At 47.9% G+C, this 12,733-nt stretch carries 9 protein-coding genes; 3 read left to right on the forward strand and 6 right to left on the reverse strand.

The window, feature by feature from the left end; genetic code table 11:
- Window positions 1–30: 30 nt before the first annotated feature.
- From rlmD to OVA33_RS00920, 3 genes are all read right to left on the reverse strand, one after another.
- Window positions 31–1,419, reverse strand: a complete 1,389-nt coding sequence (gene rlmD / locus OVA33_RS00910; RefSeq protein ID WP_017419040.1) for a 23S rRNA (uracil(1939)-C(5))-methyltransferase RlmD — start codon at window positions 1,417–1,419, stop codon at window positions 31–33.
- Between the two features lie 147 nt (window positions 1,420–1,566).
- Window positions 1,567–2,478, reverse strand: a complete 912-nt coding sequence (locus OVA33_RS00915; protein WP_015239327.1) for a diacylglycerol kinase — start codon at window positions 2,476–2,478, stop codon at window positions 1,567–1,569.
- 152 nt (window positions 2,479–2,630) lie between these two features.
- Window positions 2,631–5,774 (reverse strand): efflux RND transporter permease subunit, encoded by a 3,144-nt coding sequence (locus OVA33_RS00920; RefSeq protein ID WP_128974206.1) that lies wholly within the window; start codon window positions 5,772–5,774, stop codon window positions 2,631–2,633.
- 128 nt (window positions 5,775–5,902) lie between these two features.
- On the opposite strand from OVA33_RS00920, the gene OVA33_RS00925 reads away from it, so the two are divergent.
- Entirely contained in the window at window positions 5,903–6,751 is an 849-nt protein-coding gene (locus tag OVA33_RS00925; RefSeq protein ID WP_128974193.1) for a TetR/AcrR family transcriptional regulator, read from the forward strand.
- 62 nt (window positions 6,752–6,813) lie between these two features.
- Here OVA33_RS00925 and gatB read toward each other — a convergent pair whose 3' ends face one another.
- From gatB to gatC, 3 genes are read right to left on the reverse strand one after another with little or no spacing between them, the layout of a single operon-like run.
- Entirely contained in the window at window positions 6,814–8,244 is a 1,431-nt protein-coding gene (gene gatB / locus OVA33_RS00930) for an Asp-tRNA(Asn)/Glu-tRNA(Gln) amidotransferase subunit GatB (RefSeq protein ID WP_003155730.1), read from the reverse strand.
- 13 nt (window positions 8,245–8,257) lie between these two features.
- Window positions 8,258–9,715, reverse strand: a complete 1,458-nt coding sequence (gene gatA / locus OVA33_RS00935; RefSeq protein ID WP_017419037.1) for an Asp-tRNA(Asn)/Glu-tRNA(Gln) amidotransferase subunit GatA — start codon at window positions 9,713–9,715, stop codon at window positions 8,258–8,260.
- Between the two features lie 14 nt (window positions 9,716–9,729).
- Complete coding sequence (gene gatC, locus OVA33_RS00940) at window positions 9,730–10,020, reverse strand: Asp-tRNA(Asn)/Glu-tRNA(Gln) amidotransferase subunit GatC (RefSeq protein ID WP_003155732.1); 291 nt, start codon at window positions 10,018–10,020, stop codon at window positions 9,730–9,732.
- A 420-nt stretch (window positions 10,021–10,440) separates the two neighbouring features.
- Between gatC and putP the strand changes: the two genes are divergently transcribed.
- Together putP and OVA33_RS00950 are read left to right on the forward strand one after the other, a co-directional pair.
- Window positions 10,441–11,919: a sodium/proline symporter PutP gene (gene putP / locus OVA33_RS00945; RefSeq protein WP_007408914.1), complete on the forward strand. Its 1,479-nt coding sequence runs from the start codon at window positions 10,441–10,443 to the stop codon at window positions 11,917–11,919.
- 120 nt (window positions 11,920–12,039) lie between these two features.
- A complete protein-coding gene (locus tag OVA33_RS00950; RefSeq protein ID WP_003155735.1) occupies window positions 12,040–12,732 on the forward strand; it encodes an MgtC/SapB family protein in 693 nt (230 codons plus the stop codon).
- Window position 12,733 lies beyond the last annotated feature (1 nt).

Consider the following 12,733-nt stretch of genomic DNA (forward strand, 5'->3'; position numbering starts at 1 on the left):
ATTATCTTTACTCCTTCTTCTTAGTAACAGTTAATGAACTGCACCCTTAGAATAAAGCACAGCCACACACTCCACATGATTCGTATGCGGGAACATATCCACCGGCTGCACTTCGAGCGTCGCATATCCGCCATCCTCAAGCACCCGCAGGTCTCTTGCAAGCGTTCCTGGATTGCAGGACACGTACACCACCCGCTTCGGTTTCATGTCGATGATTGTCCGCAGGAGGGCTTCGTCACAGCCTTTTCTTGGCGGGTCGACGACGAGGGTGTCGGCCGTGATGCCTTCTTCATACCACTTTGGAATGACTGTTTCCGCTTCTCCGACTGCGAATTCCGCGTTTGTGATGCCGTTCAGCTCAGCGTTGCGTTTCGCATCCTCAATTGCTTCCGGCACGATTTCAACGCCGTACACTTTTTTCGCCTGCTTTGCCAGAAATAGAGAAATGGTTCCGATGCCGCAGTAGGCGTCGATGACGGTTTCTTCCCCTTGCAGCTCCGCATACTCAAGCGCTTTGTCGTAGAGCACTTTTGTCTGTTCCGGGTTGACCTGATAGAACGATCTGGCGGAGATGGCGAATTTGACGTCTCCGATGAGGTCGTAGATATATTCTTCGCCCCAGATGACGTTTGTTTCGTTCCCAAAGATGACGTTTGTTTTGTTTGGATTGATGTTTTGCACGATGGATTTGACGTGCGGGAATTGCGCCGTGATGTCTTCGATGATTTTCGCTTTGTGCGGAAAATCACTTGTTCTTGTGATGAAGACGATCATCATTTCGCCCGTGACGACGCCGTATCTGACCATAATGTGACGGAGCCAGCCTTTGTGGCGTTCTTCGTTATAGGCTTTGACACCGTATGCTGCACAGATGTCTTTGACGGCTTGGACGGCTTCGTCGTTTTTGGATTGCTGAATCAGGCAGGCGCTCATGTCGATGATGTCATGGCTTCTTTGCTGATAGAATCCGGCGACGAGTCCGCCTTCTCTTTCTCCTACCGGCACCTGCGCTTTGTTTCTGTAGTTCCACGGGTCTTCCATGCCGAGCGTCGGGTGGACGGTGACGTTTGAGAGGTCCAGCTTGCCGATCCGTTCCAAGACGTCTTTAACTTGTTTCTGTTTAAACAAGAGCTGGCCTTCATAGGTCATGTGCTGAAGCTGGCAGCCGCCGCATTGTTTGTAGATCGGGCACGGGGCATCCGTTCTGTGCGGGCTTTCTTCCTTCAGCTCAATCAAGCGGCCGAAAGCGAAGCCTTTTTTGACGCGTGTCACTTTGATTTGCGCTTTTTCCTCAGGCAGGGCGTTCGGCACGAAGATCGGGAAGCCCTGAACCTTTGCGACGCCCGCTCCTTCGTGCGTCAAATCCTCAAATGTCACGTCATAGTATTCATTTTTTTCTATCGGGGGTTTCATTTTCATCTATAATCACCTCTCGTTTTACCAAAAGCCTTGTTTCAGCGTGCTGGCAAACCTTCAAATTCAATGTCAGCCTTCAAAGGTTTCCGATCACGCTGAAAAGATGACAAAATCCTAAAACGAATACTGTTTTAGGATTTTGTCCGCGTATTAATCATCCAGCTGTTCCGCTTTCTCCTTCGGCATGATGACGTGAATATGCCGGTACAGGTTCACGAATTCGCCCGGCAGCATGCCGCCGTATTCGCCGTCCAGGTTCAGCTGCATCTTTTCTGATACATTGACTTTCACACGGTTCGCTTTTGTGTAAATAATGTGCTGATCGTTAATATGATCGCCTCTGAGCGCCATGCTCGCGACTCTGATAAACTCCGCGAGATTGGCTTTTTTCAAAATAATCAAATCAAACATGCCGTCATTCAGGCTGGAATCAGGGGCCAGCTTCTCGAATCCGCCGACCGAGTTGGTCAGCGTCACTAAAAACAGCATAATTTCGCCTTGAAACAGCTTGCCGTCATATTCAATCTCGACTTCTGTCGGTCGAAGTGAAGGCAGCATTTCCATTCCCTTTAAATAATAAGCAAGCTGGCCGAGCATCGTTTTCAGTTTGCTTGGCACATCATACGTCAGCTCCGTCAGACGGCCTCCGCCGGCGATGTTGATAAAATACTGACCGTTCACCTGTCCGATGTCGATCGGGCGGGCTACGCCGTTAATGACGGTATCAGCGGCATTCAGTATATTCTCTCTCGGAATGCCCAGCGCTCTGGCGAAGTCATTTGTCGTGCCGACCGGAATGATGCCGAGTGTCGGGCGTTTGTCTAACGGTGCAAGGCCGTTGACGACTTCATTAATCGTTCCGTCTCCGCCGGCTGCGATAATCAGGTCAAACTCCCGCAAAGCGGCTTCTTTTGCGGCGTTGGTGGCATCCCCCGCGCATGTGGTGGCATGGGTAGAGGTTTCATAACCGGCTTGTTCAAATTTTTGCAGGACCTGGGCAAGATTTTTCTTAAAAAGCTCCCGTCCTGAAGTCGGATTGTATATTATGCGTGCACGTTTCATTATCTCATCATCCTACTTAAGAGTATCCGATCCATTATTAACACTAACAACCTTTAATTATACTATGACTTGAGAAAATCGCAACAATATGTACAGGAATTGCCAGAAGAAAAAAGGGCCCGGCTCCGTTTAAGGAGCCAAGGCCCGCTGTCTTACTCTTCTTCCGTTCCAGGTTTTTTCTTACGGAATTTCGCTAATACTTCATATACGATCGGCACAATCAGCAGGGTAAGCAGAGTCGAACTGATTAAACCGCCGATAACAGTGACACCGAGTCCTTTAGAAATGACCTGGCTTCCGCCTTCGAAGCCCAATGCCAATGGAAGCAGGGCGCCGATTGTCGCGATCGCCGTCATCAGAATCGGACGCAATCTCGTAGAGCCGGCTTCCAGGAGCGCTTCTCTCGTCGATAAGCCTTCCGCTTCTTTATGGATGACGCGGTCAATTAAGACAATCGCATTTGTGACGACGATTCCGATCAGCATCAGCATACCGATCATGGCATTCAGACTGATCGTCTCTCCGGATACATACAGTCCGGCTAATGCGCCGATGACTGTAAACGGAAGCGAGAACAGAATCGCAAACGGCGCTAATGCTCCGCCGAACGTGATCACAAGAACGAGGTATACGATGGCGATTGCGGCAAGCATTGCTAAGCCGAGTTTCGTAAAGGAATCAGCAATATCCGCTGATACACCACCGGTATCAATCGATACATTGTCCGGTTTATCCAGTTTGTCAACTTTCTTTTGAACGGCTGATGACACCTTCGTGACGTTGTCAGAAGTGACGGTTGCCGTTACGTCAGCGTACACTTTGCCGTCGCGTTTGGAAATGGTATCAGACGTCGTGCCGTTTTTCACTTTCGCCACATCGCCGATTTTTACTTCTTGGCCTGCAGGCGATGTGATGGTTTTATCCTCTAATTCTTTTACACTCTTATACTGGTCTTTTTCTGTTTTGATGTTGACGTCAAGCTCTTTGCCGTCTTTTTTCACCGTTGTCAAAGGAGACTGTGACGTTTGGGACATCAGGGCTTGGGAGATTTGCGAAGCCGTCAGGCCCTGCTTGCTGAGTTTCTCCTGGTCAGCGACGAACGTGTACTCATCATATGTGCTGGAAAGGCCTGAGTTGACGTCTTTCAGATCCTTCTCCTTTTTCATGATGCCTTCGATGTCTTTGACCGTGCCTTTAATATCAGACTCTGAATCTCCGTACACATAGTACGTTAATTCGTTGTTGTTGCCTGACGAACTGAAATTTTGTGATTTCCATTCGCCGCGGCTCGATGTTTTTTTGATTTCTTTTAAGACATTGTCTTTTTCTTTGTCAAAATCAGGCGTGTCATCCTCGTATTTCACGTAGAACAATGCGCCGTTTGAGCTTCCGCCGAGCGGACTTTGCGAGCCTAAAGAATACTGAACGGTATCGACATGTTTGCGTTTAAGCAGCATGTCTTCCGCTTTTTGCGCAGCTTTTTCAGCTTCGCTTTTCGTTTCGCCCGGTTCAGGCGTGTATGTGAGCTGCATCGTTTTGTCCGCTTGCGCAGGCAGGTAGCTCGCGCCGATCAGAGGTACGAGGAACAAACTTCCGACAAGCATCAGAACCGCGATGATAGATGTAATCCATTTATGGCTTAATGACCAATTCAGCACTTTTTTATAGAAATTGGCCAATCTGCCCGGCTTATGCTCTTTCGCTTTAACAGGTGCGCCTGTGAGCGATTTTTTGAATAAGCTGTGCGCAAGCATCGGCACCAGTGTGATCGAAATCAACAGTGATGCGGCAAGCGCGAAGACGATTGTTAAGGCAAACGGCATAAACAGTTCACCGATCTGTCCGCCGACCATGGCAAGCGGCAGGAATACAGCAATGGTTACAATCGTTGATGACATGATCGGTTTAAACATTTCTTTCGTCGCTTCACGCACCAATTGCTTCCCGCGTAAAGGTTCATCTTTCAGCCTCATGCGGCGGTAAATGTTTTCGATCACGACAATCGAGTCGTCGACTACCCGTCCGATGGCGACCGTCATCGCACCGAGCGTCATTATGTTCAATGTGACATCAAGCTGATTCAGCACGAGAAGCGCAATCAGCAGTGACAGCGGGATGGAAACGATAGAAATCATCGTTGATTTAATATCTCTTAAGAATAAGAGAATGATCACGACCGCAAAAATCGCGCCGAAAATCGCTTTGCTTAACATCGTATCCACTGACTCTGTAATCGGCTCTGCCATATCAAGAGTCGAGCTGTATTTGAACCCTTTATGGTCTTTTTTGTATTGATTCAGTTCATCTTTAATCGCATCGGCCACTTCTACCGTGTTGGCGTCATTGGCTTTTACGATATTAATTCCGATGCTGTCCTTTCCGTTCGTGCGGGAAATGGATTCAGCTTTTTTCACATCTTTAATGTCGGCAATGTCAGAAAGCTTGACTGTCGGCACCCCTGCTGACGCGCTTTGCTGTGCCTGCTGCATAGCCTGAGCATCCGCCGCAGATGCCGCACCGGCTCCGCCCGCTTGACCTTGAGCGGCAGAAGAAGATGTGACCGGAATTCTCATCTCTTTCAGATCTTTAATTGACGTAATATTTCCGTTAACGACAACTGATTTTTCTTTGTTGCCGAATGTGTACAATCCAAGCGGCGTATTGACGTCAGAGCCTTGGATCACTTTCTTGACGGTATCTTCATCAAGTCCGTACTCTTTCATTTTTTTGTCTTTGAAAGAGAATTCCACCTGCTCTTCCTGCTGTCCGGAAACTTGTACGGACGCAACGCCCTGAATGCCTTCAAGCTTAGGAACGAGAGTGTTTTCCACATTTTTAGTCAGATCTTCAAGCGAGCTTTTGCCGCTTGTCACACTGAGCGTCAAAATCGGGAAAGAGTTGAGGCTGTAACGGGAAATGTCAGGTTTTTTCGCGTCATCAGGAAGGCTGACACTGTCCAGCGCTTCAGCGACTTCGGTTTTCGCCTTGTCCATATCCTTGTTGTAATCATATTCAATCATAACCGATGAGACGTTTTCAGAGGATGTGGACGTTACAACGCTCACTCCTTCTAAATTCTGCACCGCCTGCTCGATCGGTTTTGTCACGTCATCCGCAACTTGACTCGGAGCAGCGCCGGGATAAGTCGTATTTACTGAGAGGTAAGGCATGTTGACATCCGGTATGGATTCCTGCTTCATATTCATACCGGCATACAGCCCTGCTACAGTAACGATAATCGTCATCAGCCAAACTGCGAATTTGTTCTTCAGTACAAAGTTAATAATGTGGTTCATCATGTCCTCCGTTAATTTTTATTGACTGACTGGTCATTCTATATAATACTAAACGGTATAACTCAACATCGTCAACTAATAAGGCAGTAAATTTTTCTAAATTTTTCAGGATTAAGGGGAAGCACGTCATGAACGAAAAAAAAGAGAAAATCATAAAAACAGGCATCCATTTATTTGCCAAAAAAGGGTTTTCTTCAACAACCATTCAGGAAATCGCCGGTGAATGCGGAATTTCAAAAGGGGCCTTCTATCTTCATTTTAAATCAAAAGAAGACCTTTTGCTCTCAGCATGTGAGTATTACATCGGCATGTCTATGGAAGAAATAAAGAAAATCAAAACAGAACATCAGCATAAATCGCCTAAGGACGTATTCCGAAAACAAATCGCTTATCAATTCCAGGAATTTATGGAGCACAAGGACTTTATCATTCTCTTGCTGAGCGAAAAGGTCATTCCTGAAAATCAAAAGGTCAAACAGTATTTTCATGAGGCCAATATTCAATTTAACATGCTGTACCGGGATGCTTTGCTCTCCGTTTACGGAGATGCCGTCATACCGTTTATAGCGGATGCGTCCGTTATGGCGCAAGGAATAGTGAGCTCCTATATTCATTTCTTGATTTTTAATGAACATACGGCATTCCGGATGGAAAACGTGGCGGCCTTTCTGATTGCCAGAATCGATGATCTGATTACGGGACTGATAAGAGACAATCCCGATCCGCTGCTGCCGGAGGATATCTTCACTCAGCCGGCGGCGGACAGAGAAAGGCTGCTGGCGGATATTCAAAAGATAAAAGCACAGCAGGGGCTGCCTGAGGACGTCCTCGTATCGCTTGAAGTCATTGAAGAGGAATGCGCAAAGGAAGAGCCGCGAAAACCGATTATTAAAGGAATGCTGTCCAACTTGGCAGGCAGCGGAAATGAGCAGATTGAAACGCTGCGGGCTTCCATTGAAACCTATTTCAGCTTATAAAAAAAGAGACCGGCGCTTACCGGTCTCCGTGTCAGCAGCGCCCTTAGAGGCGGCTGCTTTTTTTATCGTTTTTTGATTTCTTCAAGTAAGATCTTGTTGACCATCGGCGGGTTGGCCTGTCCTTTTGAGGCTTTCATAATCTGCCCGACAAGGAAGCCGATCGCGCGGTCTTTTCCGTTTTTGAAGTCTTCAATTGACTGCGGGTTGCTGTCAAGCGCATCTGTTACCAGCTTCAGAAGCACGCTTTCGTCAGAAATCTGCACGAGGCCTTTTTCTTTGACGATTTTTTCTGCGTCGCCGCCTTTTTCAATTAATTCTTTAAAGACTTTCTTCGCGATTTTGGACGAGATGGTTCCTTTTTCAATCAGCTTAATCATGCCGGCAAGGCCTTCAGGAGTCAGCGCGACATCCTCAAGCTCTTTTTGTTCGGCGTTCAGGTAAGCTGAGACTTCACCCATCAGCCAGTTTGATGCCTGCTTGGCTTCTGCGCCTTTATTGACCGTTTCTTCGAAGAAATCAGCCATTTCTTTCGTCAGCGTCAGAACCATTGCGTCATAAGCAGGCAGGCCGAGCTCTTCGATATAACGCTTGCGGCGCTCGTCCGGAAGCTCAGGAATGGTTGCTCTTACGCGTTCTTTCCATTCGTCATCAATGTAGAGCTCGACAAGGTCAGGCTCAGGGAAATAACGATAGTCGTCCGAACCTTCTTTGACACGCATCAAAATGGTTTTTTTCGTCGCTTCATCGTAGCGTCGCGTCTCCTGCTGAATGACTCCGCCTGACAGAAGGACCTGCTCTTGGCGTTTTTCTTCATGCTCAAGTCCTTTTTGCACGAACGCGAAGGAGTTCAGGTTTTTCAGCTCCGTTTTTGTGCCGAATTTCTCCTGGCCGATCGGACGGAGGGAAATGTTGGCGTCACAACGCAGTGAACCTTCTTCCATTTTACAGTCGGAAACGCCTGTGTATTGAATAATTGATTTCAGCTTTTCGAGATATGCGTAAGCTTCCTCCGGTGTGCGGATATCCGGCTCAGATACAATCTCGACAAGCGGCGTGCCCTGGCGGTTGAAGTCAACGAGGGAATAGCCGTCGCCCGTATGCGTCAGTTTTCCCGCATCTTCTTCAAGGTGAAGACGGGTAATGCCGATTTTTTTCGTTTTTCCGCCGACTTCGATTTCGATCCAGCCGTTTTCGCCGATCGGCTTGTCAAATTGAGAAATTTGATATGCCTTCGGGTTGTCCGGATAGAAATAGTTTTTCCGGTCAAACTTCGTATCCGTTGCGATTTCACAGTTCAAAGCCATTGCGGCTTTCATCGCGAATTCAACCGCTTCTTTGTTCAAAACGGGCAGCACGCCGGGATAGCCGAGGTCGATGACGCTCGTTTGGGTATTCGCTTCCGCGCCGAATGGCGTCGGTGAGCTTGAGAAAATTTTAGATTTTGTTTTTAATTCCACATGGACTTCAAGTCCGATTACCGTTTCAAAGTTCACTTCATTTCACCCCTTACAGTTCAGGTTTCGCTTTATGATGATCTGTTGCCTGCTCAAAAGCATGAGCGACGCGGTATACAGTGCCTTCATCGAAGTGTTTTCCGATGATTTGCAATCCGAGCGGCAGCCCGTCCGCAAATCCGCACGGCACGCTGATTCCCGGCACACCCGCGAGGTTGACAGGGATCGTTAAAATATCGTTGGCGTACATTGTGAGCGGATCGCTGGTTTTTTCGCCGATTTTGAATGCCGGTGTCGGCGTTGTCGGTCCGACGATGACATCGTATTTCTCAAATACGTCTTCAAAATCTTTCTTAATAAGCGTGCGCACTTTTTGCGCTTTTTTGTAATATGCATCATAGTAGCCGGAGCTGAGCGCGAAGGTGCCGAGCATGATGCGGCGCTTCACTTCATTACCGAATCCTTCAGAGCGTGTCTGTTTATAAAGGTCGATCAGGTTGTCCGCATTGTCTGAGCGGTAGCCGTAGCGGATGCCGTCAAAGCGCGCAAGGTTTGCAGACGCTTCGGAAGAAGACAGCAGATAATACGTCGCAAGCGCGTATTTGCTGTGCGGCAGAGATACTTCTTCCCATGTCGCTCCGAGGTCTTCAAGCACTTTTAAAGCGGCTAAAACCGATTCTTTCGCTTCTTTGCCGACGCCTTCTCCGAGATATTCTTGCGGTACGGCGATTTTTAAGCCTTTAATATCGCCAGTTAATGAAGAAAGAAAATCCGGCACTTCGACATTGGCGCTCGTAGAGTCCATTTTGTCCGGGCCTGAAATCGCCTGAAGCAGGAATGCGTTATCTTCTACGGTTCTTGTGATCGGCCCGATCTGGTCCAGTGAAGACGCAAAAGCGACCAAACCGTAACGCGACACGCGTCCGTATGTGGGCTTTAATCCGACGACGCCGCAGAAAGAAGCCGGCTGGCGGATGGAGCCGCCCGTATCAGATCCGAGTGAAAACGGCACTTCGCCCGCGGCAACCGCAGCTGCGGAACCGCCGCTTGATCCGCCGGGAACCGTATCGAGATTCCAAGGGTTTTTCGTCGCTTTGTACGCGGAGTTTTCAGTAGAAGAACCCATCGCGAACTCGTCCATATTCAGCTTTCCGATCGTGACGGCTTCAGCGGCTTGAAGGCGCTCCACGACCGTCGCATCGTAAATCGGATCGAAGTTTTCGAGGATTTTGCTTGAGCATGTTGTGCGAAGCCCTTTGGTCACGATGTTGTCTTTGACGCCGATCGGCATTCCGAAGAGAAGACCGTGTTCAGACCGTCCGTCAACCGCTTCGTCAAGTTCTTTCGCGTAAGCGCGGGCTCTTTCTTCATCAAGCTGTAAAAACGCCTGCACCTTATCATCCACGGATGCGATCCGTTTGTAAGATTCATCAACAAGATCGGAAATCTTGATTTCTTTTTTATGTATCATTTGTTTCAGTTCTGTGATTTTGTGATCAAATAATGACATACTGTCTCCCTCCTTTAATCCAGAATAGATGGCACACGGACATAGCCGTCTTTATGATCGGGAGCATTTTTCATGACATCCTCGACCGGAAGGCCTTTACCCGCTTCATCTTCTCTCATTACGTTTTTCATTTTCAGCACGTGTGTTGTCGGTTCCACGTTATCCGTGTCCACTTCATTAAGCTCCTCGGCAAACGAGATGATGCTGTCAAGCTGTTCTGTGAACATTTCAGCTTCTTCATCCGTAATGGCGAGTCTCGCCAAATGAGCGACATGCTTTACTTCTTCTATAGAAATTCGTGACATAAGATCCACCTCCGCATAATTCTCCGTTTCGTCATATAATACTGATCATATCAAAAACGAGCCCTCTAAAGCAACAAAACGCCGCCTTCTGAGGCATGATGAAACCCTCTCTATTTTATCCTAAATCGGGGAGAAAGAGAAACGAATTATATGTCAGAAAATTTTTACTTTTATAATTTATTGGTAGCGTTTTCATCTCTAAGCTGTTCTATGTTGGCGGGGATTTTTTCCTTGAGCGGGCCAGGTTTCGAGAGTTGATTGATCGGGGATACTTTGTTAGGTTTAGTAACCATAGCCGGCACTAAATATGTGATTCGCATGGAATGATGACTAAAGGCTGGATCGCCGGCGCATATTCCGGCACTACTAATCTACAGAGGTGATGCAACATTTACATGAAAGAAGAGAGGGTCCAAAAACGTGAGTATTGAATTAATTATATCTCTTGGCATTTACTTTGCTGCCATGCTGTTAATCGGCTGGTACGCATTCAGGAAGACAACGAATATTAATGATTACATGCTGGGCGGAAGAGGACTAGGCCCGTTCGTAACGGCGCTGTCCGCAGGTGCGGCCGATATGAGCGCATGGATGCTGATGGGAGTTCCCGGCGCAATGTTCGCAACGGGGTTATCGACCTTATGGCTGGCGCTCGGTTTGACGATCGGCGCGTATTCAAATTATCTGCTGCTTGCTCCGAGGCTGCGCGCTTACACGGAAGTTGCGGATGATGCGATTACGATTCCCGATTTTTTCGATAAACGGTTCCGCCACTCGTCATCATTGCTGAAAATTGTTTCCGCCGTGATTATTATGATCTTTTTCACACTGTACACATCGTCCGGGATGGTATCCGGAGGCAGGTTATTTGAATCGGCATTCGGCGCCGACTACAAATTCGGTTTGTTTTTAACGGCCGGTGTTGTTGTGCTTTACACGCTGTTTGGCGGTTTCCTCGCTGTCAGTCTGACTGACTTTGTACAGGGAGCGATCATGTTTGCGGCATTAGTGCTTGTGCCGATCGTTGCTTTTACCCAGCTCGGGAGCGTTTCAACGACGATTGATTCGATCAACGCCGTTAACCCGAAACTATTGGATATCTTTAAAGGCGCGAGCGTCATTAGCATTATTTCTTATTTGGCATGGGGACTGGGCTATTACGGCCAGCCTCATATCATCGTACGATTTATGGCGATTAAAGAAGTGAAAGATTTAAAACCCGCCCGCAGAATCGGGATGAGCTGGATGGTTATTTCAGTTGTCGGTTCATTGCTTACCGGGATTATCGGGGTTGCGTATTCTCATCACTTCGGGGTCTCCGTAAAAGATCCGGAAACGATTTTCATTATTTTTTCTAAAATCTTGTTCCATCCGCTGATTACGGGCTTCTTGCTGTCCGCAATTTTAGCGGCGATCATGAGTTCCATTTCCTCACAGCTTCTCGTAACGGCAAGCGCCATTACGGAAGATTTATACCGCGCCTTTTTCAGACGGGAAGCGAGCGATAAAGAATTGGTCATGACCGGACGCCTGTCGGTATTGATCGTGGCCGTTATCGCCATCCTGCTTTCCATGAATCCGAACAGCACCATTCTTGATCTGGTCGGATATGCGTGGGCAGGCTTCGGTTCGGCTATCGGCCCGGCGCTCTTGCTCAGTCTGTACTGGAAACGGATGAATGAATGGGGAGCGCTTGCGGCGATGATTACCGGGGCCGCGGCCGTTTTAATCTGGATCACGACAGGGCTTGCCGCTTCAACCGGCGTATACGAAATCATTCCGGGGTTCTTCCTCAGTCTGATTGCCGGTATTGCCGTCAGCCTGCTGACCAAAAAACCGGCCGATGCTTCTTATCAGCTGTTCAGCCGGATGGAAGCTCTTTTGAAAAACAAGAAATAGACAAAAAGCCGTCAGATTTTATCCCTGACGGCTTTTTTCTTCCGCACTTGTCCTGCTATAAATACTGTGAGAAAATCATATCAATTTATTATAAGAAAAATTGCGGAGGTGCTGTGCAAATTGAGCTGGCCTATCGAACCAGACATTTTATTAAAGCTGGGCATTGCCACGCTGATCGGCATGATCATCGGTCTTGAACGCGAGCTGAAAAACAAACCGCTCGGCCTGAAAACCTGTATCGTCATCGCCGTCAGCTCCTGTATGCTGACGATCGTCAGCATTAATGCGGCATATCATTTCCCAAAATATTACCGTATCATGATGGATCCGCTCCGCCTTCCCGCCCAAATCATTTCCGGCGTCGGTTTTATCGGTGCGGGCGTGATCCTGCGCAAAAGCAATGACGTCATTTCCGGCCTGACGACATCGGCTATCATCTGGGGCGCGGCCGGGCTCGGTCTGGCGACAGGCGCCGGCTTTTATAAAGAGGCGTTCGCAAGCCTCTTGTTTATCCTGATCAGTGTCGAATTTCTTCCGTGGCTGATCAGAAAAATCGGTCCCAACCGCTTGAAGGAAAAGGATATCCGCGTGAGAATGTCTCTTTCCGATAAAGACAAAATGACCGAGATTTTAAAAGAAATGAAAAGCAAACAGCTCCGCATTCACTCCGTCCGGATTGATGATCTGGGTGAAAAAGAATTTCCGATTATGGAAGTGAAAGTCAGTGTTCACAAAAACCGCTACACCACTGACGTCTATTATGATATTAAAGAAATTCAGGGTGTCGTCGGAGTGAAGTGTGATACGCTATAAA

The organism is Bacillus sp. KICET-1 (genome assembly GCF_027721405.1).
GTDB classification, from domain to species: domain Bacteria; phylum Bacillota; class Bacilli; order Bacillales; family Bacillaceae; genus Bacillus; species Bacillus velezensis.